The sequence below is a fragment of the Streptomyces sp. TSRI0107 genome (genome assembly GCF_001905845.1).
Lineage (GTDB): Bacteria > Actinomycetota > Actinomycetes > Streptomycetales > Streptomycetaceae > Streptomyces.
In genome coordinates this window covers 310,157-332,376 of sequence record NZ_LIVZ01000010.1, presented here as the reverse complement: position 1 = coordinate 332,376, position 22,220 = coordinate 310,157, and the positions used below count along the sequence as shown (strand labels likewise).

Genomic DNA, 22,220 nt, shown 5'->3' with positions numbered 1-22,220 from the left:
GCTCCCATGTTCGTCCGCGCACACCTCTAGCCACCTACCGTCCGGTAACCCTACGGTTCTCCTCGCGTCACCCTCACCTACGAACATGCACACGACACGTGGCAGCACCGATGTGAGAGGACCCCCACACCCATGACGAGCAGAGCCGGGATCCGCCGTACGGCCACCCTTGCCGTCGCCGCGGCCGCCCTCGTGACCGTCGCCGCCCCCGCCGAGGCCGCGACCGGTACCACGACCACCACGGTCGCCACCGCGACCGCCACCGCCGCGGCGGACGTCGACTACGCCACCTGGCAGAAGGACTGCCAGGCCGTGATGGACCAGGCACTGCCGTACCTCAAGCAGCGGATCGCCCAGCAGAAGCCGGGCGAGAAGCAGGCGATCGTCTTCGACATCGACAACACCACCCTGGAGACCGACTTCGGCTTCAGCTACCCGCAGCCGGCCAACCAGCCGGTCCTCGACGTCGCCGAGTACGCCCAGCAGCACGGCGTCGCGCTCTTCTTCGTGACGGCCCGGCCGGGCGTCATCTACGCGCCCACCGAGTACAACCTGGAGAAGGTCGGCTACGAGGTCGCCGGGCTGCACGTCCGCGGCTTCCTCGACCTCTTCAAGAACGTCGCCGACTACAAGACGGCCCAGCGGGCCGCCATCGAGTCGAAGGGCTACACGATCATCGCCAACATCGGCAACAACACCACCGACCTGTCGGGCGGCCACGCCGAGAAGGCGTACAAGCTGCCGGACTACGACGGACAGCTGTCGTAACACCGCGGGCATGTGAAAGGGCCGGTGCCCCGGGAGGCACCGGCCCTTTCACATGCCGTGGCGCTTACGCGTCCTTGCTCAGGTTCGGCCCGGCACCGCCGGCCGCCTGCTCGATCGGCGGGACGTCCGGCAGCGCGGACTTCTCCTCACCGCGGAAGGTGAAGGTCTGGGACTCACCCTCGCCCTCGGTGTCCACGACCACGATGTGACCGGGGCGCAGCTCGCCGAAGAGGATCTTCTCCGACAGCGTGTCCTCGATCTCGCGCTGGATGGTCCGGCGCAGCGGCCGGGCGCCCAGCACGGGGTCGTAGCCCTTCTTGGACAGCAGCTCCTTGGCGGACTGGGAGAGCTCGATGCCCATGTCCCGGTCCTTCAGACGCTCGTCCACCTTGCCGATCATCAGGTCGACGATCCGCAGGATGTCGTTCTGCGTCAGCTGCGGGAAGACCACCACGTCGTCGACGCGGTTGAGGAACTCGGGGCGGAAGTGCTGCTTCAGCTCGTCCGACACCTTGTTCTTCATGCGCTCGTAGTTGGTCTTCGTGTCGCCCGCGGCGGCGAAGCCCAGGTTGAAGCCCTTGGAGATGTCCCGGGTGCCGAGGTTGGTCGTCATGATGATGACCGTGTTCTTGAAGTCCACGACCCGGCCCTGGGAGTCGGTCAGGCGACCGTCCTCCAGGATCTGCAGCAGCGAGTTGAAGATGTCCGGGTGGGCCTTCTCGACCTCGTCGAAGAGGACGACGGAGAACGGCTTGCGGCGGACCTTCTCGGTCAGCTGGCCGCCCTCTTCGTAACCCACGTAGCCGGGGGGCGAACCGAAGAGCCGCGACACCGTGTGCTTCTCGCTGAACTCCGACATGTCGAGGGAGATCAGCGCGTCCTCGTCACCGAACAGGAACTCGGCGAGCGCCTTGGACAGCTCGGTCTTACCGACACCGGACGGACCGGCGAAGATGAACGAGCCACCCGGACGCTTCGGGTCCTTCAGACCGGCGCGCGTACGGCGGATCGCCTTGGACAGCGCCTTGACGGCGTCGTCCTGGCCGATGACCCGCTTGTGCAGCTCCTCCTCCATGCGGAGCAGGCGGCTGGACTCCTCCTCGGTGAGCTTGAAGACCGGGATGCCCGTGGCCGTGGCCAGCACCTCGGCGATCAGCTCGCCGTCGACCTCGGCGACGACGTCCATGTCGCCGGCCTTCCACTCCTTCTCCCGCTTGGCCTTGGCGGCCAGGAGCTGCTTCTCCTTGTCGCGGAGGGAGGCGGCCTTCTCGAAGTCCTGCGAGTCGATCGCGGACTCCTTGTCCCGGCGCACGGCGGCGATCTTCTCGTCGAACTCGCGCAGGTCCGGCGGCGCGGTCATCCGGCGGATGCGCATCCGGGAACCGGCCTCGTCGATCAGGTCGATCGCCTTGTCCGGCAGGAAGCGGTCCGAGATGTACCGGTCGGCCAGGGTGGCGGCCTGGACCAGCGCCTCGTCGGTGATGGAGACGCGGTGGTGGGCCTCGTACCGGTCGCGCAGACCCTTGAGGATCTCGATCGTGTGCGGCAGCGACGGCTCCGCGACCTGGATGGGCTGGAAGCGGCGCTCGAGGGCCGCGTCCTTCTCCAGGTGCTTGCGGTACTCGTCCAGCGTGGTCGCACCGATGGTCTGCAGCTCACCGCGGGCCAGCATCGGCTTCAGGATGGAAGCGGCGTCGATGGCGCCCTCGGCGGCACCCGCACCGACCAGCGTGTGCAGCTCGTCGATGAACAGGATGATGTCGCCGCGGGTGCGGATCTCCTTGAGCACCTTCTTCAGGCGCTCCTCGAAGTCACCGCGGTAGCGGGAGCCGGCGACCAGCGCGCCGAGGTCCAGGGTGTAGAGGTGCTTGTCCTTGAGGGTCTCGGGCACCTCGCCCTTGACGATGGCCTGGGCGAGGCCCTCGACGACGGCGGTCTTGCCGACGCCGGGCTCACCGATCAGGACCGGGTTGTTCTTGGTACGGCGGGACAGCACCTGCATGACCCGCTCGATCTCCTTCTCGCGCCCGATGACCGGGTCGAGCTTGGACTCACGAGCGGCCTGGGTGAGGTTCCGGCCGAACTGGTCGAGGACCAGGGACGTGGAGGGAGTGCCCTCGGCGGGACCGCCGGCGGTGGCGGCCTCCTTGCCCCCGGAGTAACCGGAGAGCAGCTGGATGACCTGCTGCCGCACCCGGTTGAGATCTGCGCCCAGCTTGACGAGGACCTGGGCGGCGACGCCCTCTCCCTCGCGGATCAGGCCGAGCAGGATGTGCTCCGTGCCGATGTAGTTGTGGCCCAGCTGAAGGGCCTCGCGGAGCGACAGCTCCAGGACCTTCTTGGCACGGGGGGTGAAGGGGATGTGGCCCGAGGGCGCCTGCTGGCCCTGGCCGATGATCTCCTCCACCTGCTGGCGGACCGCCTCGAGCGAAATCCCGAGGCTCTCAAGGGCCTTGGCGGCGACACCCTCACCCTCGTGGATCAGGCCCAGGAGGATGTGCTCGGTGCCGATGTAGTTGTGGTTGAGCATCCGGGCTTCTTCCTGAGCCAGGACGACAACCCGCCGCGCGCGGTCGGTGAACCTCTCGAACATCGTTAATCGCTCCTCAGAGCGGTCAGGCAGTAAGGGGAACTTCCCCTCCCTGTCCTTCCGCAGCTTAGTCCCGCAAGCGGGGACCGCTCATTCCAACTGCCGACACCGTCCTTGGCCTCCTGACCCCGAACGCCGACATCTGCTCCAACCCGATGGTGCGAGACGATGTTCCCGCAGGCCAGGCAGTTACCCTCACCATCAGTACGCCGATGGCGAACGCGAGACGGCCTTGCCTGCGTGTCGCCCCCTCCCACTAGGGATGTCTTACCCGCCCGCACTGACAGTCCATGCCGCGCGCACCCTTTCCCTCCGCTACGGGCGAACAACCTTGCGCCTCCCCGTGCCCCCGCACGCCCCCCGATCCGACACTCTTCGGGATTGTTTGAGCACGCACCGTAACCTCGGAGGCGTTTCGGCGGTTGCGCTGGGCATGGTCGGCGCACCCCCACAGCTCCCTCCCCCCGTCGCCCTGCCGGTCCCCCGTCGGCCGCCCGTCCCGAGCGATCGGCTCCGGGCCTGGTACGAGAACGATCTGGGGTGGCCCACAGTGCCCGGCAGGCCGCTTCGGCTGGTCGTGGGCCCGCGCTTCGACGTCCTGGACGTCCCCGCCCCCGCGGGGCGCGCCGCGCTGCGGCATCTCGCCCCCGCCTCTCCGGTGGCCGCCCAGGGGGACCGGATGCGGATCCTGATGGCCCCGGGCAGTGCGCAGGAGCTGCCGGGGCTGCTCGACTGGCTGGAGTGGGGCTCGCTGGAGCTGGACCTCACGGTCCTCCGCGAGGGGGCGCTGACGGATGCGCCGGACATGGGCGCGGAGTGGTCACCCGGTGGTCCGCCGGTGACCGCGCGGTGGGGGGAGGGTGGGCCGCCGGTCACCGTCGGCGGCGTCGGCTCTGTGCAGGGGGCCGCCGTGTGGGTGCGGCCCCCCGGGCCGGTGCGCGAGGTCGAGGCCTCGCTGCCGACGCTGTCGGCGCTGGGGGGCGGTGGGGGCGCCCCCGATCTCGTACGGGTCGTGGACACGGTGGCGACCCAGTGCCACCGGATCCGGCTGCACGCGTGCGCTCAGCCGTTGACCTTCTCGTAGGCCTCGCGAATGGTCGCCGGAACACGGCCGCGGTCGTTGACCTCGTAACCGTTCTCCTTCGCCCAGGCACGGATCGCGGCGGTGTCCTGGCTGCCGCCGGAAGCGGCCCGCGCCTTTCCACGCCCGCCCGAAGCGCGGCCCCCGGTACGACGACCACCCTTCACATAGGGCTCGAGAAGGCCGCGAAGCTTGTCCGCATTGGCAGTCGTCAGATCGATCTCGTACGTCTTACCGTCCAGTGCGAACGTCACCGTCTCGTCCGCCTCGCCGCCGTCGAGGTCGTCGACAAGAAGGACCTGAACCTTCTGTGCCACCGGATTTCCTTTCATCGATAACGTGAGGACCTGGGGTCCGCGGCGTCCCGCCGTTTCGCCGCCCCCTGTTATATGCAGTACTGCAGTACGTCGGAAAGCAAACCGCTTTTGCTGGAAAAACACAAACCCCTGGGAGAGACCTACAGCCCGCCTCCGGCCCGGAAACGTACGCGTTTCGGACATAGGGCACCCGGGCAGGGTCACCGCGGCGGAATAACGTCGATCACAGATGCAGAAGCATCCGGCTGTTGCCCAAGGTGTTCGGTTTCACTCGTTCGAGACCCAGGAACTCCGCGACGCCCTCGTCATAGGAACGCATCAGCTCCGCGTAGACATCGGTGTCGACCGGTGTCTCGCCGATCTCCACGAAGCCGTGCCTGCCGAAGAAGTCCACTTCGAAGGTGAGGCAGAAAACCCGGCGAACGCCGAGCCAGCGCGCGGTCTGCAGCAACTTCTCCAGCAACTGGTGGCCGACGCCGGCGCCCTTCAGGCCGGGCTTCACCGCGAGAGTGCGGACTTCCGCGAGGTCTTCCCACATCACGTGCAGTGCGCCACAGCCGACCACCTCGGCGTTGTCGTCACGTTCCGCGACCCAGAACTCCTGGATGTCCTCGTAAAGGGTCACCATCGCTTTGTCGAGCAGGATGCCGTGCCGGACGTACGCGTCAAGGAGTCGGCGGACGGCCGGGACATCGCTGGTCCGGGCCCGGCGGACGGTGAGGGCTTTAGCGCTGACTTCGGGGTTCTCGGCGGATGGGCTCTCTGCTGACATGTGCGGACGCTATCGCCCGCCGCGCTCCGGCGCCGAGCCGGGGTTGTCGGGTGCGGCGTCCGGTTCTTCTCGCCGCCGCTCCGGTTCCGGTTCGGGTGTTTCCGGGCCCTGGACGATCCGTACGGCGTCCCGGAGGGCATGTCGCTGTTCCTCGCTCATCATGCCGAAGAAGGCGACGAGTGCGGCGGCGGGGTTGTCGCTCTGCGACCAGGCGTCGTTCATCAGGGCGGCGGCGTAGGCGGCGCGGGTGGAGACCGCCTCATATCGATAGGCGCGGCCTTCCGCCTCACGGCGGACCCAGCCCTTCTGATGGAGATTGTCCAAAACGGTCATCACCGTGGTGTAGGCGATGGACCGTTCCCGCTGAAGGTCTTCCAGGACTTCTCGAACGGTCACCGGGCGGTTCCACTTCCACACCCGCGTCATGACCGCGTCTTCGAGTTCTCCCAATGGGCGAGGCACAGTTTGAACAATAGTGGGAGATCCCGGCATTGGCGTGCCGGACTGGCCCTTCCCCTGCAAACAGGAGCAAAAAGGACGCCCGCGCGTGTGCGCGGGCGAATGGTGGAGCAGTGGGGTGAGCGGGCGGCTCAGGCCTCCGTGGAGGGCGACGCGGAGGGCTGGCGGGCAGCCTCCGCGCGGGCGAGCGCCGCGTCGACGGCCGCGTCCTCCTTGGCCTTGTTGGCCCCGCCCTGGGTCTTCACGATCACCCTGATCACGCTGATGAAGAACACGGCCATGACCACCGGGGGCAGAAGCGCGGAGACGTAGTCCATGGCTCCAGGGTAATCGTGGGGGAACGCGGACCCGGGGCGGGGGGCCTCAGCCGACGGCCAGCTGCCGCGGGGGGTTCGCGGGGTCCTGGGGCGGCTTGCGGCGGGGGAAGACCTCGCCCGGGGTCGGGATCGGGCGGCGGGACGGGGACTGCGGGGCGGACGGCGAGGGCGCCGGCCCGGCGGGCTTCTCCGCGGGCTTCCGCTCCGGCTGCCCCGCGGGCCGCTCGTCGGCGCCGCGGCCGCCGGGAATGGCGAGGAGGCGGGTGCGGGACACCGGGACGAGGGGGTTGGCCCGCGCGGCCTCCGGCGCACGGCCGGCGAGGCGGGCACGGACGTCCTGCTCGGCGAGGGCCTGGCAGTGGTCGAGGAGGGCCGCCGCCGCCGGGTTGCCGCGCAGGGCGCGCAGCGCCGCGAGGTCGTCGGGGGTGGGTCGGTGGCCGGCACTCAGGGCCTCCTCCAGCAGCGGGAGGTAGCCGGCCGCGGCGCCGGGGAGGGCGGCGCGGTAGCGGGCGAGGTCGGCCACGAGGAAGGCCCGCAGGCGGGCACCCTCGCGCATCGCCTCGTCGAGCGAGTCGGCCAGGCGAAGACAGTCCTGGACGTCCTCGGCGCGGGCCTGGCCGGGGTGAAGGGCGAGGGCGAGGGCGCGGCGGAGCACACGCAGCTCCTCCACGCCGAACGCCATGCCGCCGCGGGATCCGTATGGCGTGGGCATGCGGCGACGATACGCGCTAATCGGACAAACTTCGCATAGCGAATGGGTGTGGCGTGGGGGAGCCACCCGTATGCGCGTGTCGGGGTGCGGGGGCGCGGCCTGGGCTGGGCTGGGCTGGGCCGGCCAGCGTCACCGGGCCGGCCCTCGGGGGTCCGTTGCGGTGACGATCGCGCCGGTGGCGGGCGGGACGTCCGGGGTGCACGGCGGCGGACGCAGGCACCTGGGGCGGGGTGGCTACGGGCGGGCGTGGCTGCGCCGACTTGCTGCCGGCCGGGCGTGCCGGGTGCACTGCGCGGGCGTGGGCGGCTGCGGCGGTGCGGCTGCGGGTCGTCGCGCCCCGCCGCACCGCGGCCGACGCACACGCCTGTGGCGGGGGCGGTCAGGCCTTCCCGGCGCCCCGGAGCCGACGCGGCTGCGGGCTGGTGCCGTCGCCGCGCGCCGGCGCTGTCCGTCAGCCCCGCTCCGGGCAACCGCGCCCAGCCCGAGCCGGGTCGTGCTACATGCGCGCCACGTTCCGCTCGTAGACCAGGCGGAGGCCGATCAGTGTCAGCCACGGTTCGTGCTCGTCGATCACCGATGACTCGCCCAGGACCATGGGTGCCAGGCCGCCCGTCGCGATGACCGTGACGTCGTCGGGGTCGTCGGCGAGTTCGCGGGCCATGCGGTTGACGACGCCGTCGACCTGGCCGGCGAAGCCGTAGACGATGCCCGCCTGCATCGCCTCGACCGTGTTCTTGCCGATGACGCTGCGCGGCCGGGCCACCTCGATCTTGCGGAGCTGGGCGCCCTTGACGCCGAGCGCCTCGACGGAGATCTCGATGCCGGGGGCGATGACGCCGCCGACGTACTCGCCCCGCGCGGACACCGCGTCGAACGTCGTCGCCGTACCGAAGTCCACGACGATCGCGGGGCCGCCGTAGAGCTCGACCGCGGCGACCGCGTTGATGATGCGGTCCGCGCCGACCTCCTTGGGGTTGTCGGTGAGGATCGGCACGCCCGTCTTGACACCGGGTTCGACGAGGACGGCGGGGACGTCGCCGTAGTAGCGGCGGGTCACCTCGCGCAGCTCGTGCAGGACGGACGGCACGGTCGCGCAGATCGCGATGCCGTCGATGCCGTCGCCCAGTTCCTCCCCGAGGAGCGGGTGCATGCCCATCAGGCCCTGGAGCAGCACCGCCATCTCGTCGGCGGTGCGGCGGGCGTCGGTGGAGATGCGCCAGTGTTCGACGATGTCCTCACCGTCGAACAGTCCGAGCACGGTGTGCGTGTTGCCTACGTCGATCGTCAGCAGCATGGCCGGTCCCCGTCCCCCTACTCCGCCGCTCGCAGGTCCAGGCCGATGTCCAGGATCCGCGAGGAGTGGGTCAGGGCCCCCACGGCGAGGTAGTCGACGCCCGTGTCCGCGTACGCCTTGGCGTTCTCGAGGGTGAGCCGGCCGGAGGCCTCCAGCGCCGCGCGGCCGTGCACGAGGGCCACCGCCTCCGCGCACTCGCCCGGCGTGAAGTTGTCCAGCAGGATCAGGTCGGCGCCCGCGTCGACGACCTCGCGCAGCTGGTGCAGCGTGTCGACCTCGACCTCGATGGGCACGTCGGGGAAGCGTTCGCGGACCGCCTGGAAGGCCGGGGCGACGCCGCCCGCGGCGACCACGTGGTTGTCCTTGACGAGGGCCGCGTCGGAGAGCGACATGCGGTGGTTCACGCCACCGCCGCAGCGGACCGCGAACTTCTCCAGCGAGCGCAGACCGGGGGTCGTCTTACGGGTGTCACGCACGCGTGCCTTCGTACCCTCCAGAACGTCCGCCCACGCGCGCGTGGCCGTGGCGATGCCGGAGAGGCGGCACAGCAGGTTCAGGGCGCTGCGCTCGGCGGTGAGGAGGTCGCGGGTGCGGGTGGTGACGGAGAGGAGCTTCTGGCCCGCCTCCACGCGGTCGCCGTCCTCGACGTGGCGGTCCACCTCGAACTCGTCCTCGCAGACGATCGACACGACCGCCTCGGCGATCCGCAGGCCGGCCACGACGCCCGCCTCGCGGGCGACGAAGTCGGCGGTGGCCACGGCGTCCTCGGGGATGGTCGCGACCGTCGTCACGTCCACGCCGCCCGCCAGGTCCTCCTGGATGGCGACGTTGGCGATGTCCTCGACCTCCACGGGGTCGAGGCCTGCGTCGGCCAGCAGCTGGGCGAGCGCGGGGTCGAGGCCGCACTCCAGGTAGGCGTCGCCGTCGGTGTCCGCGCCGCAGGCGCAGCCGTCGCCGCAGCCGCCGTTGCCGTTGCCGGCAAGGGGAAGGTCGGGGGTGCTCACTGCTCTCACTGCTCCTGGGGACGGTGCGCCGGAGGGTTCGGCCGGGTCGGGGGAAAGTCTGGGGTGTCCGTGGTGCGCACGGCGAGCGTGCGGTCCGGATTCAGCCGTACGACGATGTGGCGGCGCCACGCGGTGTCGTCGCGGTCGGCGTGGTCCTCGCGCCAGTGGCAGCCGCGGGTCTCGTCGCGCAGCCGGGCGGCGGCGACCAGGACGCGGGCCACGCACAGCAGGTTGGTGGCCTCCCAGGTGTCGACGCCGGGCTCGGCGGTCTTGCCGTTCTCGGTGAGCGCGTCCCGGGCCTCGGCGTGCAGCTGCTGGAGCCGGTCGGCGGCCTGGGTGAGGGAGTCGGCGGAGCGCAGCACGCCCGCGCCCTCGGTCATGATCCGCTGGATGGTGAAGCGGGCCTCGGGGGCGAGCAGCGGGTGGGCGGGCACCTCCGGGTAGGGCACCGGCTCGGGCACGCGCGCGTGGAGGCCGCTCTCGGCGTGGGCCGCCGCGATGTCGGCGGCGATGCGCTCGGCGTAGACCAGGCCTTCGAGGAGGCTGTTCGAGGCGAGCCGGTTGGCGCCGTGCACGCCCGTGCAGGCGACCTCGCCGCACGCGTACAGGCCGGGGACGGTGGTCCGGCCGTGGGAGTCGGTGCGGATGCCGCCGGAGGCGTAGTGGGCGGCCGGGGCGACCGGGATGGGCTCCCGGACGGGGTCGATGCCGTTGGCGCGGCAGGCGGCGAGGATCGTCGGGAAGCGCTGCTCCCACATCTCGGCGCCGAAGTGCCGGGCGTCGAGGAACATGTGCTCGGCGTCCTGCTCCTGCATCCGCCGCGTGATGCCCTTGGCGACGATGTCGCGGGGCGCGAGCTCGCCCAGCTCGTGCTGGCCGGCCATGAAGCGCACGCCGTCGGCGTCGACCAGGTGGGCGCCCTCGCCGCGGACCGCCTCGGAGACCAGGGGCTGCTGGCCCTCCGCGTCGGGGCCGAGGAACAGCACGGTCGGGTGGAACTGGACGAACTCCAGGTCGCTCACCTCGGCGCCCGCGCGGAGCGCGAGGGCCACGCCGTCGCCGGTGGAGACCGAGGGGTTGGTGGTGGCGGAGAAGACCTGGCCCATGCCGCCGGTGGCGAGCACCACCGCGGGGGCGTGCACGGCGCCCACACCGTCGTGCTGGCCCTCCCCCATCACGTGCAGGGTCACGCCCGCGGTACGGCCGTCGGCGTCCGCCAGCAGGTCCAGCACGAGGGCGTTCTCGATGGTGCGCACGCCCCGCGCGCGGACCGCCTCCACCAGCGCGCGGGAGATCTCCGCGCCGGTCGCGTCACCGCCCGCGTGGGCGATGCGGCGGCGGTGGTGGCCGCCCTCACGGGTGAGCGCGAGGCCGCCTTCGGAGGACTCGTCGAACTGGGCGCCGGTCTCGATGAGCCGGCGTACGGCGTCGGGGCCCTCGGTGACGAGGATCCGTACCGCCTCCTCGTCGCACAGGCCCGCGCCCGCCACCAGGGTGTCGTCGAGGTGCTGCTCCGGGGTGTCGCCCTCGCCGAGGGCCGCGGCGATGCCGCCCTGCGCCCAGCGGGTGGAGCCGTCGTCGAGGCGGGCCTTGGTGACGACGACCGTGTTCAGGCCGGCGGCCTCGCAGCGCAGGGCCGCGGTCAGGCCGGCGACGCCGGAGCCGACGACCACCACGTCCGCGTCGATGGACCAGCCCGGAGCGGGCGCGTGCAGTCGTATGCCTGTGCTGGTCACGAGGCGGCTCCGAAGGTGAGGGTGACGTTGTCGATCAGCCGGGTCGCGCCGACCCGGGCCGCGACGGCGAGGACGGCCTCGCCGGTGTAGTCGTCCGGGACCTCCGTGAAGTCGGAGGGGTCGACCAGGGCGAGGTAGTCCAGGGCGAGCGGCGGGTCGAGGCGGGCGGCCTCGTCGAGGACGAGCCGGGCCGCCGCGCGGACCTCCGCCGGGCCGCCGGGGGCGGCCTTGGCGACGGCGTGCGCGTCGGCGGCCGCGCGGGACTCCCCTATGGCGCTCAGCGCCTCGGCGCGCGCCCGCGTGGAGGGCACTTCCCGGGCACGCGCGCGCAGTGCCTCCAGTGCCACGTGCCGGTCCTGTGCCGCGAACAGGGCGCGGGACAGCGCGAGGGCGGTGCGCCGCTCCTGGGGGGCGAGGTAGCGGTTGCGGCTGGACAGGGCCAGGCCGTCCTCCTCGCGGACGGTCGGCACGCCGACGATCTCCACGCCGAAGTTCAGGTCCCGCACCATGCGCCGGATCAGGGCGAGCTGCTGGGCGTCCTTCTGCCCGAAGAACGCGACATCGGGGCGGGTGAGGTGGAGCAGCTTGGCGACGACGGTGAGCATGCCGTCGAAGTGGCCGGGGCGGGAGGCGCCCTCCAGGCGCTCTCCCATGGCTCCCGCGCGGAGGGTGATCTCGGGCTTGCCCGCCGGATAGACCTCGTCGACGGACGGGGCGAACACGATGTCCGCGCCGGCCTGCTCGGCGGTCTTCAGGTCGGCTTCCAGGGTGCGCGGATAGCGGTCCAGGTCCTCGCCTGCGCCGAACTGGAGGGGGTTCACGAAGACGGTGACGACGACGTAGCCGTCGCGTCCCACGCGCTCCCGCGCGGCCCGGATCAGCGTGGCGTGCCCCTCGTGCAGCGCGCCCATGGTCATCACGACGGCGGTGCGGCCGGGCACCGAGAAGTGGTCCAGGGCGTAGCGGAGGTCGTCCAGGGTGGGGACGAGTTCGAAGTCGCGGCTCATTGGTCTTCCCCGTTCTCGGGCAGGGCCGCGCCGTCGGCGAGCACACCCAGCAGGTCTTCGGCGAGTTCCGGCTTCAGCAGGCCGTGGGCGAGGGCCCGGTCGGCGGTGGCGCGGGCCATCGCCAGGTAGCCGGCGACGGTCTGCGGGGCGTGCGCGCGCAGCTCGGCGACGTGCGCGGCGACGGTGCCCGCGTCCCCGCGCGCGACGGGGCCGGTCAGGGCGGCGTCGCCGGAGCGCAGGGCGTTGTCGAGGGCGGCGCCGAGCAGCGGGCCGAGCATCCGGTCGGGGGCCTCCACGCCGGCCGTGCGCAGCAGTTCCATGGACTGGGCGACGAGGGTGACCAGGTGGTTGGCGCCGAGGGCGAGGGCCGCGTGGTAGAGCGGCCGGTTCCGCTCGGCGATCCACTCGGGTTCGCCGCCCATCTCGATGACGAGGGCCTCCGCCGCGAGGCGCAGTTCGTCGGGGGCGGTGACGCCGAAGGAGCAGCCGGCGAGCCGCTGGACGTCCACGGGGGTGCCGGTGAAGGTCATCGCCGGGTGCAGGGCCAGCGGGAGGGCGCCCGCGCGGAGGGCGGGGTCCAGGACCTTCGCGCCGTAGCGTCCGGAGGTGTGGACGAGGAGCTGGCCCGGCCGGACGGCGCCGGTCTCGGCGAGGCCGGTCACCAGGCCGGGCAGGGTGTCGTCGGGGACGGTCAGCAGCACCAGGTCGGAGCGCTCCAGCACCTCGGCGGGCGGCACCACCGGTACGTCGGGCAGCAGCGTCGCGGCCCGGCGCCGGGAGGCGTCGGAGACCGCGGAGACGGCCACCGGGCGGTGCCCGGCGAGCTGGAGGGACGCGGCGAGCGCGGGGCCCACGCGGCCGGCGCCGACGACGCCGACGGTGAGCCGCGCGGGGCGGTCCCTGGGATCTGGCTGTTGGCTTGTACTCACGCGACGGCGGCCTTCCCGTTCCAGTCCGCTCTGGGTACCGGACGATTTCTCGTCATGTTAACGCGATCGGTTCGAGGGGCGTTCGGTTGTCCACAGGCTGTGGGTTTCCGTCCGCCGTTCGGACGGGCGCCGAGGGTCCCCGCGGACTCGGGGTTCCCGGACGGCGCGTGAGGGAAAAGCGCGTGCCCGCGCGGGGCGCCGCGCGCGATCATCGCGTCCATGAGCGACACGGCCGGCCGAGGCACACCGGACATCCTGACGGACGAGGACACCCTGACGGACGAACAGGACGAAGAGCGGCGCAAGCGGCGCCGGGAGCGGCGCCTCGGCGCGAGCCGGAGCGCGCGGCGCATTCTCGCGCGCCCGAGTTATCTGCTCACCCTCCGCGAGCGCCTGGCGCTGCTGGACACCGGGACCGAGGTGTACGACCTGGACGAGCCGGTCGACCTCTACGGCAACGGCGTGGTCGAGGCCTTGGAGGAGAAGGTCGCCGGGCTGCTCGGCACCGAGGCCGCCGCGTTCTTCCCGACCGGCACGATGGCGCAGCAGGTGGCGCTGCGCTGCTGGGCGGGCCGCACCGGGAACACGGCCGTCGCCCTGCATCCGCTCGCCCACCCCGAAGTGCATGAACGCCATGCGTTCAGCCAGGTCGCCGGGTTGCGTCCGGTCCATGTGACCGGCGAGCCGCGGCTGCCGACCGCCGACGAGGTACGCGGTCTCGCGGAACCGTTCGGCGCGCTGATGGTGGAACTGCCCCTCAGGGACGCCGGTTTCGTGCTGCCCTCCTGGGAGGAGCTGACCGAGACCGTGGCGGCGGCGCGCGAGCGCGAGGCGGTGGTGCACTTCGACGGCGCGCGCCTGTGGGAGTCCACCGTCCACTTCGGCCGCCCCCTGGAGGAGATCGCGGGCCTCGCGGACAGCGTGTACGTCTCGTTCTACAAGTCCCTCGACGGCTTCGGCGGTGCCGCGCTGGCCGGCCCGGCGACGCTGGTGGAGGAGGCGAAGACCTGGCGGCACCGCTACGGCGGCACGGTCTTCCAGCAGTTCCCCACCGTGCTGTCGGCACTCGTGGGCCTGGAGCGGGAACTGCCCCGGCTGCCCGCGTACGTGACCCACGCGCGCGTGGTGGCCGCCGCGCTGCGGGAGGGCTTCGCGGCCGCCGGGCTGCCGTGGTCGCGCGTCCACCCCGAGGTGCCGCACACCAACGAGTTCCAGGTCTGGCTGCCGTACGACGCCGACGTGGTCGCCGAGGCGGCGGTGCGCGCGGCGGAGGAGACCGGCACGGTCCTCTTCGCCAACGCCTGGGACGCGAAGGGCCCCGGCCTGGCCATGACGGAGGTCTACGTCCGCGCCACCGGCCTGGAGTGGACGGCGGCCGACGTGCGGTCCGCGGTCGCGGACTTCGCGGCACGGCTGGCCGAGGAGGCCGCCGGCGGGGCGGGCGCCCAGGCCCTGACCTGAACGGCGGGGTGGGCGCCCAGGCCCTCACCTGAACGCCAGGGCGAGCCTAGAAGCGCGGCCGCAGCCGCAGCCACCTGCCTAGGGCCTGCCGCGTCCGCCCGTGGACGGGACGGCCCGTGAGGACGGCCCGGAACTCGCGGCGGTCGCGCCACTCGCGGACGACCTGCCAGTCGTGGGCGCCGGGCTGCGGCGGGACGGTGTCGCCGAGGCGCTGGGCTCGGTAGGTGTCGAGGAGGTACTGCTGGGTGACGCTCATGACGGTTCGCCTCTTCGGGACGTCGGGACACAGGGGATTCCGGAAGGCTCCGCGGCTGCCCCGGTGTCCTCAGCCTGCGCCCGGCGGGGCGGCGTGTCCCGCCGATTGGCAGCTCCCGTCAATCGACGGGGCGTTGTCGGTGGCCGGGTGCACCATGGGGTCATGAGCGTGAGCATCGACATCACCGGGCTGCCCCAGGAGCGGATCTCCTTCATGCCGTCGCCGCTGGCCGAGCTCGGCATGGCCCTGCACGCGCTCGCCGAGCCCGGACACCACCCGGGGCTCCAGGGCTGGGCGACGGCGGTCTCCTCGCAGCTCGATCCGGGCCTCGCGGACCGGCTGTGCGAGGCGGACTTCCTGTGGCGCACGACGTTCTCCGACGTCTTCGCGCCCTTCGCCGGCCTCCCCGGCACGCACACCCTTCCGGGCGGCACGCTCGCCGAGGAGCTGGACCTGCTGGACAAGCTGACCGACCAGCAGTTCGTGCACGCGGCCCTGGAGTTCACCTGCCAGATCAGCTACGACACCGAGAGCGCCGGCCCGCTGGAGGACGAGACCGTGCGCCGGCGCGCACTGGACATGGCCGCCGCGCGGGGCTGTGTGCAGGAGCGGTTCACCCGGCGGCTGCTCGATGACCCGCCGGCCGTGCGCGCCTGGTTCCGTCAGCTGATGCTGGACTGCGACGAGGCGTTCTTCGCGGACGTCTGGGCCCGGGTCCAGCCGCAGCTGGCCGCCGACGCCCGGCACAAGACGGAGCTGCTGCGCCACAAGGGCCTCGGGGACGCCCTGGCCGCGGTGTCGTCGGCGGTGTCGCTGGACGAGGAGGCCGGGCTCGTCACGGTCGACAAGCTGATCGTGGGCCGCACCGCCACGGGGGACGGCGGCCTGGTCCTGGTCCCGACGAGCCTGGGCTGGCCGCATGTGATGGTGCTGCACCGGTACGGCTGGCAGCCCGCGATCACCTACCCGGTCAGCGGTTCCGCGCCGCAGGCCCCGTCCGTCGAACAGCTCACCCGCCGGCTGGACGCGCTGGCGCACCCGGTGCGGATGCGGCTGTGCCGTCATCTGGCCCGCGCCCCGCACACCACCAGCGAGCTGGCCGACGCGCACGGCATGTCGGCGCCCGAGATATCCCGGCACCTGAGCGTGCTGAAGAAGGCCGGTCTGATCACCACGCGCCGCCGCGGCCGTTACGCGCAGCACCAGCTGGACCTGTCGGCGGTGGCCCGCCTGGGCAGCGACTTCATCGAGGGCGTCCTGCGCTGACCGCGTGGGGAGCCCGTGCCGGGACCGGCCCGGGCGAGCGCGTCCCGGGCTCCGTCAGCCTTGTCCGCCGGCCCGTACCAGTCCCGTCTCGTACGCGAGGACGACGACCTGCACCCGGTCCCGCAGCCCGAGCTTGGTCAGGATGCGTCCGACGTGCGTCTTCACGGTCGCCTCGGACAGCACCAGCCGGGCGGCGATCTCGCCGTTGGACAGGCCCTGCGCCACCAGCATCATGACCTCGCGCTCCCGGTCGGTCAGCCGTTCCAGCTCCTTGTGCTGGGGCTCCTTGCCGGCGCTGGGCAGCATCGGCGCGAACCGGTCCAGCAGCCGCCGGGTGGTCGAGGGCGCGACCACGGCGTCGCCGCTGTGCACCGAGCGGATCGCGGCGAGCAGTTCGCCGGGCGGCACGTCCTTGAGCATGAACCCGGAGGCGCCCGCCTTCAGCCCGGAGAAGGCGTACTCGTCGAGGTCGAAGGTGGTCAGGATCAGCACCTTCGGCGGGTTCGGCTCCGAGCAGATGCGCCGGGTGGCCTCCACGCCGTCGAGCTTGGGCATGCGGACGTCCATCAGCACGACGTCGACGGCGGTCGAGCGCACCACCTGAAGGGCCTCGACGCCGTCCCCGGCCTCCGCGACGACCTCCATGTCCGGCTGGGCGGCGAGCACCATCCGGAACCCGGTGCGCAGCAGCACCTGGTCGTCGACGAGCATCACGCGGATCGTCATCGGGGCCTCTTCCGTGTCCATGGTCGTTGCGGGGGGTGTGACAGGTGTCAACAGGGGGCGTGCGCGGGCGTCAGTGCGCTGGTTTGAGCGGCAGCAGGGCGCTGATGCGGAATCCTCCGCCGGGGCGGGGACCGGCGTCCAGGGTGCCGCCGACCATGCCGACCCGCTCGCGCATGCCGATCAGGCCGTGGCCCTGTCCGTCGGCGCCGCCCTCCTCGTACAGCTCGTGCGGGGCGCCCTTGCCGTCGTCCTCCACCAGCAGGCCGAGGCCGTCGTCGAAGTAGACCAGACGCACGCTGGCGCCCGCGTTCGGGCCGCCGTGCTTGCGGGTGTTGGTCAGCGCCTCCTGCACGATGCGGTAGGCGGTCAGCTCGACGCCGCTGGGCAGCGGGCGCGGGGTGCCCTCGACCTTGAAGTCGACCGGCAGCCCGGACACCCGGCACTGCTCGACCAGGTCCTCGATCTGCTCGACGTCGGGCTGCGGGACGTACTCCCCGCCCTCCTGGTGCTCGCCGGTGCGCAGCACGCCGAGCAGCCGGCGCATCTCGGCGAGCGCCTGCCGGCCGGTGGAGGAGATGGTCTCCAGGGCCTTCTTCGCCTGGTCGGGCGCGGCGTCGAGGACGTAGGCGGCGCCGTCGGCCTGCACCACCATCACCGACACGTTGTGCGCGACGACGTCGTGCAGCTCGCGGGCGATCCGGGCGCGCTCGGCGGCGACGGCGACCTTGGCCTGTGCCTCGCGCTCCTTCTCCAGGCGGGCGGCGCGCTCCTCGAGCTGCGCGAAGTAGGCGCGGCGGGTGCGGATCGAGTCGCCGAGCACCCAGGCCAGCGCGAACGGCACGGTCGTGAAGACCGTGCCCACGATGTGTCCCGCCGTGCCGCCGTCGGGGGACGGCCAGCGCAGCTGCGCGAGCGGTGCCGCGACCAGCGCGGCGATCAGCGCGAACCGGGAGGCCCAGCGCGCCCCCGTCGCAGCCACCGTGAAGACGATCACCAGCATGGCGAAGTTCGCGGGCGTCGTGGCGACGTCCAGCACCAGCTGCGCCACGCCCACCGCGGCCGCCAGCAGCAGCATCTTCTCCGGCATCCGGCGACGCAGCGCGACCACCAGGCTGAGCAGCACCACGACGGGCACCCACAGGACCGGCAGATCCGTGCCCCGGTTCTCCTGCTCGACCTGTCCGCCCACAAGGGAGATCCCGAGGAGGATCACGGCCCAGAAGCCGTCGACCCATGTCGGGTGCCTGCGGAGGAAGTCATAGAGGCGTTGCACGTAACCCAGCGTAGGGAAGCGTGATGCGTGCGGGGGTCAACCGGAGGATCGATACGGAGCGGGCCCGCGTACTCCCCAAGGTGGAGGAGCCGTTCTCCTGTGCGCCTAGCCTGGCGATGTGACGCACGATGTGACCGGTGACGAGCCCCGCGATACGACCGGCGACGAACCCGGCGATGTGACCGGCGTTACGGCTGCCGGGGCGCCGGGTGACGGTCGGCAGGGGTGGCGGGCGGCGGCCGAGGCGGCGCTGTACGGGCCGGGCGGCTTCTATCGCAGGCCCGAGGGCCCTGCCGGGCACTTCCGTACGTCCGTGCACGCGTCGCCGCTGTTCGCGCGGGCGGTGGCCGCGCTGCTGTGCCGGGTCGACGAGGCGCTGGGCCGCCCGGCGGCGCTCGGTTTCGTGGACATGGCGGCGGGGCGCGGCGAACTCGTCACCGGTGTGCTGGCCGCGCTGCCCGCCGAGGTGGCCGCCCGCACGCGCGCGTACGCCGTCGAGATCGCCGACCGTCCGGACGGGCTCGATCACCGCATCGAGTGGCGGTCCGAGCCGCCCGCGGGGCTCACCGGGCTGCTGTTCGCCAACGAGTGGCTGGACAACGTGCCCGTGGAGGTCGTCGAGACGGACCGCGCGGGGGTCCCACGGCGGGTGCTGGTGCGGGCGGACGGGACGGAACGGCTCGGGGAGCCGGTCGCGGGCGCGGAGGCGGCGTGGCTGGAGCGGTGGTGGCCGCTGCCCGGCGAGGAGGGACTGCGGGCGGAGATCGGGCTCCCCAGGGACACCGCGTGGGCGTCGGCCGTCTCCTGTGTGGAGCGGGGGCTCGCGGTGGCCGTGGACTACGCGCACACGGCGGACACGCGCCCCCCGTTCGGGACGCTCACCGGCTTCCGGGAGGGACGGGAGACGGCGCCGGTGCCGGACGGGTCCTGCGACATCACGGCGCATGTGGCGCTGGACGCGTGCACGCTCCCCGGGGGGCGCGTACTGCGGCAACGCGACGCCTTGCACGCCCTGGGGGTCGCAGGCGCACGCCCCCCGCTCACGCTCGCCTCCACGGACCCCGCGGCCTACGTGCGCGCCCTCGCGAGCGCCGGCGAGGCGGCGGAGCTCACCGCGCCGGGCGGCCTCGGCGACTTCGGCTGGCTGGTGCAGCCGGTCGGCATCCCGGACCCACTGGCCGGGACGGCGGCGGGCGAGCGCTGACCGTCCGCCCGTCCCGCCCGTCCTGTCTGCCTACTTGTCGATGTCCCCGACCACGAAGAACATCGACCCCAGGATCGCCACCATGTCGGCCACCAGCGTGCCCGGCAGCAGCTCGGTGAGCGCCTGGATGTTGTTGTACGAAGCCGAGCGCAGCTTCAGCCGGTACGGCGTCTTCTCGCCCTTGCTGACGAGGTAGTAGCCGTTGATGCCGAGCGGGTTCTCGGTCCACGCGTAGGTGTGCCCCTCGGGCGCCTTCAGCACCTTGGGCAGGCGCTGGTTGATCGGCCCGGGCGGCAGCTCGGTGAGCCGGTCGAGACAGGCGTCGGCGAGGTCGAGCGCGTTGTGGGTCTGCTCCAGCAGGCACTCGAAGCGGGCGAGGCAGTCGCCCTCCCGGCGGGTGACGACCTTGAGGGTGTCCTGGAGCTCGCCGTAGGCCAGGTACGGCTCGTCGCGGCGCAGGTCGAAGTCGACGCCCGAGGCGCGCGCGATGGGGCCGCTCACGCCGTAGGAGTGCACCGCCTCGGGGGTGAGCGCGCCCACGCCCCGCGTGCGCCCCCGGAAGATCTCGTTGCCGAGCACCAGGTCGTCGTAGACGTCCATGCGTGAGCGCACCGCGGCGACGGCGGCACGCGCGCGTGCGGTCCAGCCGGCCGGCAGGTCCTCCTTGAGGCCGCCGACGCGGTTGAACATGTAGTGCATACGCCCGCCGGACACCTCCTCCATGACGTTCTGGAGGACCTCGCGCTCCCGGAACGCGTAGAAGACCGGCGTGATGCCGCCCAGCTCCAGGGGGTAGGAGCCGAGGAACATCAGGTGGTTGAGCACCCGGTTCAGCTCGGCGAGCAGCGTGCGCGTCCACACCGCGCGTGCGGGCACCTCCATGCCGAGCATCCGCTCGACGGCCAGGACCACCCCCAGCTCGTTGGAGAACGCCGACAGCCAGTCGTGGCGGTTGGCGAGCATGATGATCTGGCGGTAGTCGCGCGCCTCGAACAGCTTCTCCGCGCCCCGGTGCATGTAGCCGATCACCGGCTCCGCGCTCGTGATGCGCTCGCCGTCCAGGAGCAGCCGCAGTCGCAGCACACCGTGCGTGGACGGGTGCTGAGGCCCGATGTTGAGCACCATGTCGGTGCTCTCCGCGGCGCCGCCGATCCCGACCGTGGTCTCCGTCGTAGGAGTCATGGCCCCAGTCTCCCCTACGTACGCTGGCCTCATGGAAACGGGGAGCCCACGGGGCACGGAGGTGACGGGGGCCGAGCCGGTGTGGACCGGACTGCCTCCGGGGCTGCTGCGGATGCGGCGGCTGTTGCTGGTGGTCTGGCTGGGAGTGCTGGCACTGGGCGGCGGACTGACGCTCTGGCTGCTGGTGGGGCCCGCGTGGGCGGCGTTCGCGCTGCTGCCGCTGGCCCTGATGGCGTGGGGCTGGGTCCTGGCCGACCGCAACTGGCGCTCCTGGCGGTACGCCGAGCGCGCCGACGACCTGCTGATCAGCCGGGGCGTGCTGTGGCGTGAGGAGACGGTCGTGCCGTACGGGCGCATGCAGCTCGTGGAGGTCACCTCCGGCCCGCTGGAGCGGCACTTCGGGCTGGCCAGCGTGCAGCTGCACACCGCGGCCGCCGCCACCGACGCGACCATCCCCGGCCTCGACCCGGCCGAGGCGGAACGGCTGCGCGACCGGCTCACCGAGCTGGGCGAGGCCCGATCGGCGGGGCTGTGAGCACGCCGGACACCGACGACGCCGTACGCCGCGACCAGACCGTGAGCGAGCGGCGGCTGCATCCCGTGACGCCGTTGCGGCGGGCGTGGGCGCCGGTCGCCGTGCTGCTCGGCTGGGCGGCGCACGACCCGGACCAGGCGCAGCGCCAGCTGGCCCGGCTGACCACGACCACCCTGCTGATCGCGCTCGCCGTGCTCATCCCGGCCGCCGCCCTGTACGGCTTCCTCACCTGGTGGTTCACGCACTTCGCGGTCACCGAGACGGAACTGCGCATACGCACCGGCCTGATATTCCGGCGCACCGCGCACATCCGGCTGGAACGCATCCAGGCCGTCGACGTCACCCAGCCGCTCCTCGCGCGCGTGGCGGGCGTCGCGAAGCTCAGACTCGACGTCGTCGGGACCGGCAAGAAGGACGAACTCGCCTTCCTGGGCCAGAGCGAGGCGCGTGCCCTGCGCGCCGAGCTGCTCGCGCGGGCGGCCGGTTTCGCGCCCGAGACGGCGCACGAGGTCGGCGAGGCGCCGGCGCGTCAGCTGCTGCGCGTGCCGCCCGGCGTCCTCGCGCTCTCCCTGTTGCTGACGGGCGCCGCCTGGGGCTCGCTGGCCGCCGCGCTCGTCGTACCGCCGGTCCTGTGGTTCACCACCCACAACCTGTGGACGGTCCTCGCGACCGCGCTGCCGCTGCTCGGCGCGGCGGGCGCGACCAGCGTGGGGCGGTTCGTCGCCGACTACGACTGGACGGTCGCCGAGTCCCCGGACGGACTGCGGGTCGACCGCGGACTGCTCGACCGCGTCCACGAGACGGTGCCGCCGGGGCGCGTGCAGAGCGTGCGGATCGTGGAACCGCTGCTGTGGCGGCGGCGCGGCTGGGTCCGGGTGGAGCTGGACGTGGCCGGGTCGTCGAACTCCGCGCTGCTGCCGGTGGCCCCGCGCGAGGTCGCCGAGTCCCTGGTCGAACGCGTGCTCCCCGGGGTGACCGTCCCGCGCGGGCCGGAGCTGTCGGGCTCCCCGCGCCGCGCGGGCCGCTGCCTGCCGCTGTGGTGGCGGGGCTACGGCTTCACGGTCACCGACGCCGTCTTCGCCGCCCGGCGCGGACTGCTGGGCCGCAGCCTCGCGCTCGTCCCGCACGCGAAGGTGCAGAGCGTACGGCTCACCCAAGGGCCCTGGGAGCGCGTGTGGGGCCTCGCGGACGTGCGGGTGGACACCGGCGCCGGGCACACCGTCACAGCGCGCCTGAGGGACGCGGAGGAGGCCGCTCGGCTCCTGCGGGAGCAGGCGGAGCGGTCACGGACGGGCCGGAGGGACGCGCGGCCGGACCGGTGGATGGCGTAG

General features: G+C 72.5%; 22 protein-coding genes. 7 read left to right on the top strand and 15 right to left on the bottom strand.

Annotated features, from left to right (window positions below; translation table 11 throughout):
- Positions 1-132 precede the first annotated feature (132 nt).
- On the top strand, positions 133-768 hold the full coding sequence (locus AMK31_RS27430; protein WP_073943325.1) for an HAD family acid phosphatase: 636 nt from the start codon (positions 133-135) through the stop codon (positions 766-768).
- Positions 769-832: 64 nt separating this feature from the next.
- On the opposite strand, the gene AMK31_RS27425 is transcribed toward AMK31_RS27430, so the two are convergent.
- The gene (locus tag AMK31_RS27425) at positions 833-3,361 is read right to left on the bottom strand and encodes an ATP-dependent Clp protease ATP-binding subunit (protein ID WP_073943324.1); all 2,529 of its coding nucleotides are present in this window, start codon (positions 3,359-3,361) and stop codon (positions 833-835) included.
- Positions 3,362-3,791: 430 nt separating this feature from the next.
- Here AMK31_RS27425 and AMK31_RS27415 point away from each other — a divergent pair, with 430 nt between their 5' ends.
- Positions 3,792-4,442: an SCO3374 family protein gene (locus tag AMK31_RS27415; RefSeq protein ID WP_073943322.1), complete on the top strand. Its 651-nt coding sequence runs from the start codon at positions 3,792-3,794 to the stop codon at positions 4,440-4,442.
- Here AMK31_RS27415 and AMK31_RS27410 read toward each other — a convergent pair.
- The 10 genes from AMK31_RS27410 to AMK31_RS27365 all read right to left on the bottom strand — a co-directional run bounded on the left by AMK31_RS27410 (position 4,421) and on the right by AMK31_RS27365 (position 12,986).
- Complete coding sequence (locus tag AMK31_RS27410; protein WP_073943321.1) at positions 4,421-4,756, bottom strand: histone-like nucleoid-structuring protein Lsr2; 336 nt, start codon at positions 4,754-4,756, stop codon at positions 4,421-4,423. The two genes, AMK31_RS27415 and AMK31_RS27410, sit on opposite strands and share 22 nt — an antisense overlap.
- 223 nt (positions 4,757-4,979) lie before the next feature.
- Positions 4,980-5,528: an amino-acid N-acetyltransferase gene (locus AMK31_RS27405; RefSeq protein ID WP_073943320.1), complete on the bottom strand. Its 549-nt coding sequence runs from the start codon at positions 5,526-5,528 to the stop codon at positions 4,980-4,982.
- Positions 5,529-5,537: 9 nt separating this feature from the next.
- Positions 5,538-5,978 (bottom strand): BlaI/MecI/CopY family transcriptional regulator, encoded by a 441-nt coding sequence (locus AMK31_RS27400; protein WP_073943319.1) that lies wholly within the window; start codon positions 5,976-5,978, stop codon positions 5,538-5,540.
- A 140-nt stretch (positions 5,979-6,118) separates the two neighbouring features.
- Positions 6,119-6,304 (bottom strand): hypothetical protein, encoded by a 186-nt coding sequence (locus tag AMK31_RS27395; protein ID WP_073943318.1) that lies wholly within the window; start codon positions 6,302-6,304, stop codon positions 6,119-6,121.
- 46 nt (positions 6,305-6,350) lie between these two features.
- A complete protein-coding gene (locus AMK31_RS27390; RefSeq protein WP_073943317.1) occupies positions 6,351-6,986 on the bottom strand; it encodes a hypothetical protein in 636 nt (211 codons plus the stop codon).
- A gap of 526 nt (positions 6,987-7,512) precedes the next feature.
- Positions 7,513-8,310, bottom strand: coding sequence for a type III pantothenate kinase (locus AMK31_RS27385; RefSeq protein WP_073943316.1), 798 nt, complete (start codon positions 8,308-8,310; stop codon positions 7,513-7,515).
- 17 nt (positions 8,311-8,327) lie between these two features.
- Positions 8,328-9,314 carry a carboxylating nicotinate-nucleotide diphosphorylase gene (gene nadC / locus AMK31_RS27380; RefSeq protein ID WP_073943315.1) on the bottom strand — a complete coding sequence of 329 codons (987 nt, stop codon included), beginning with the start codon at positions 9,312-9,314 and terminating at the stop codon, positions 8,328-8,330.
- Between the two features lie 5 nt (positions 9,315-9,319).
- Positions 9,320-11,050 carry an L-aspartate oxidase gene (locus tag AMK31_RS27375; protein WP_073943314.1) on the bottom strand — a complete coding sequence of 577 codons (1,731 nt, stop codon included), beginning with the start codon at positions 11,048-11,050 and terminating at the stop codon, positions 9,320-9,322.
- Positions 11,047-12,057 carry a pantoate--beta-alanine ligase gene (gene panC, locus AMK31_RS27370; protein WP_079186944.1) on the bottom strand — a complete coding sequence of 337 codons (1,011 nt, stop codon included), beginning with the start codon at positions 12,055-12,057 and terminating at the stop codon, positions 11,047-11,049. The genes AMK31_RS27375 and panC overlap by 4 nt, the downstream gene beginning before the upstream one ends.
- Positions 12,054-12,986 carry a Rossmann-like and DUF2520 domain-containing protein gene (locus tag AMK31_RS27365; protein WP_073943313.1) on the bottom strand — a complete coding sequence of 311 codons (933 nt, stop codon included), beginning with the start codon at positions 12,984-12,986 and terminating at the stop codon, positions 12,054-12,056. The genes panC and AMK31_RS27365 overlap by 4 nt, the downstream gene beginning before the upstream one ends.
- Before the next feature lie 219 nt (positions 12,987-13,205).
- Here AMK31_RS27365 and AMK31_RS27360 point away from each other — a divergent pair, with 219 nt between their 5' ends.
- Positions 13,206-14,447, top strand: coding sequence for a threonine aldolase family protein (locus AMK31_RS27360; protein ID WP_073943312.1), 1,242 nt, complete (start codon positions 13,206-13,208; stop codon positions 14,445-14,447).
- Positions 14,448-14,493: 46 nt separating this feature from the next.
- On the opposite strand, the gene AMK31_RS27355 is transcribed toward AMK31_RS27360, so the two are convergent.
- Complete coding sequence (locus AMK31_RS27355) at positions 14,494-14,703, bottom strand: hypothetical protein (protein ID WP_073943311.1); 210 nt, start codon at positions 14,701-14,703, stop codon at positions 14,494-14,496.
- A 162-nt stretch (positions 14,704-14,865) separates the two neighbouring features.
- Between AMK31_RS27355 and AMK31_RS27350 the strand changes: the two genes are divergently transcribed.
- The gene (locus AMK31_RS27350) at positions 14,866-15,969 is read left to right on the top strand and encodes a DUF5937 family protein (protein ID WP_073943310.1); all 1,104 of its coding nucleotides are present in this window, start codon (positions 14,866-14,868) and stop codon (positions 15,967-15,969) included.
- 54 nt (positions 15,970-16,023) lie between these two features.
- On the opposite strand, the gene AMK31_RS27345 is transcribed toward AMK31_RS27350, so the two are convergent.
- Positions 16,024-16,695 (bottom strand): response regulator transcription factor, encoded by a 672-nt coding sequence (locus tag AMK31_RS27345; RefSeq protein ID WP_073943377.1) that lies wholly within the window; start codon positions 16,693-16,695, stop codon positions 16,024-16,026.
- Between the two features lie 70 nt (positions 16,696-16,765).
- Positions 16,766-17,968 (bottom strand): sensor histidine kinase, encoded by a 1,203-nt coding sequence (locus tag AMK31_RS27340; RefSeq protein WP_073943309.1) that lies wholly within the window; start codon positions 17,966-17,968, stop codon positions 16,766-16,768.
- A gap of 178 nt (positions 17,969-18,146) precedes the next feature.
- Between AMK31_RS27340 and AMK31_RS27335 the strand changes: the two genes are divergently transcribed.
- Entirely contained in the window at positions 18,147-19,172 is a 1,026-nt protein-coding gene (locus AMK31_RS27335; protein ID WP_073943376.1) for an SAM-dependent methyltransferase, read from the top strand.
- A 30-nt stretch (positions 19,173-19,202) separates the two neighbouring features.
- Here AMK31_RS27335 and AMK31_RS27330 read toward each other — a convergent pair whose 3' ends face one another.
- Positions 19,203-20,354: an NADH-quinone oxidoreductase subunit D gene (locus AMK31_RS27330; protein WP_073943308.1), complete on the bottom strand. Its 1,152-nt coding sequence runs from the start codon at positions 20,352-20,354 to the stop codon at positions 19,203-19,205.
- 31 nt (positions 20,355-20,385) lie between these two features.
- On the opposite strand from AMK31_RS27330, the gene AMK31_RS27325 reads away from it, so the two are divergent.
- Together AMK31_RS27325 and AMK31_RS27320 are read left to right on the top strand one after the other, a co-directional pair.
- Positions 20,386-20,889 (top strand): PH domain-containing protein, encoded by a 504-nt coding sequence (locus AMK31_RS27325; RefSeq protein ID WP_073943307.1) that lies wholly within the window; start codon positions 20,386-20,388, stop codon positions 20,887-20,889.
- Positions 20,886-22,220, top strand: coding sequence for a PH domain-containing protein (locus tag AMK31_RS27320; protein ID WP_073943306.1), 1,335 nt, complete (start codon positions 20,886-20,888; stop codon positions 22,218-22,220). The genes AMK31_RS27325 and AMK31_RS27320 overlap by 4 nt, the downstream gene beginning before the upstream one ends.

What these genes read in the sequence shown, in the direction of transcription:
- AMK31_RS27430 (WP_073943325.1), top strand. Translation starts at nt 133, where the DNA reads ATGACGAGCAGAGCCGGGATCCGCCGTACGGCCACCCTTGCCGTCGCC.
- AMK31_RS27415 (WP_073943322.1), top strand. Translation starts at nt 3,792, where the DNA reads ATGGTCGGCGCACCCCCACAGCTCCCTCCCCCCGTCGCCCTGCCGGTC.
- AMK31_RS27425 (WP_073943324.1), bottom strand. Translation starts at nt 3,361, where the DNA reads ATGTTCGAGAGGTTCACCGACCGCGCGCGGCGGGTTGTCGTCCTGGCT.
- AMK31_RS27360 (WP_073943312.1), top strand. Translation starts at nt 13,206, where the DNA reads ATGAGCGACACGGCCGGCCGAGGCACACCGGACATCCTGACGGACGAG.
- AMK31_RS27390 (WP_073943317.1), bottom strand. Translation starts at nt 6,986, where the DNA reads ATGGCGTTCGGCGTGGAGGAGCTGCGTGTGCTCCGCCGCGCCCTCGCC.
- AMK31_RS27350 (WP_073943310.1), top strand. Translation starts at nt 14,866, where the DNA reads ATGAGCGTGAGCATCGACATCACCGGGCTGCCCCAGGAGCGGATCTCC.
- AMK31_RS27330 (WP_073943308.1), bottom strand. Translation starts at nt 20,354, where the DNA reads ATGACTCCTACGACGGAGACCACGGTCGGGATCGGCGGCGCCGCGGAG.
- AMK31_RS27355 (WP_073943311.1), bottom strand. Translation starts at nt 14,703, where the DNA reads ATGAGCGTCACCCAGCAGTACCTCCTCGACACCTACCGAGCCCAGCGC.
- AMK31_RS27325 (WP_073943307.1), top strand. Translation starts at nt 20,386, where the DNA reads ATGGAAACGGGGAGCCCACGGGGCACGGAGGTGACGGGGGCCGAGCCG.
- AMK31_RS27395 (WP_073943318.1), bottom strand. Translation starts at nt 6,304, where the DNA reads ATGGACTACGTCTCCGCGCTTCTGCCCCCGGTGGTCATGGCCGTGTTC.
- AMK31_RS27385 (WP_073943316.1), bottom strand. Translation starts at nt 8,310, where the DNA reads ATGCTGCTGACGATCGACGTAGGCAACACGCACACCGTGCTCGGACTG.
- panC (WP_079186944.1), bottom strand. Translation starts at nt 12,057, where the DNA reads ATGAGCCGCGACTTCGAACTCGTCCCCACCCTGGACGACCTCCGCTAC.
- AMK31_RS27345 (WP_073943377.1), bottom strand. Translation starts at nt 16,695, where the DNA reads ATGACGATCCGCGTGATGCTCGTCGACGACCAGGTGCTGCTGCGCACC.
- AMK31_RS27405 (WP_073943320.1), bottom strand. Translation starts at nt 5,528, where the DNA reads ATGTCAGCAGAGAGCCCATCCGCCGAGAACCCCGAAGTCAGCGCTAAA.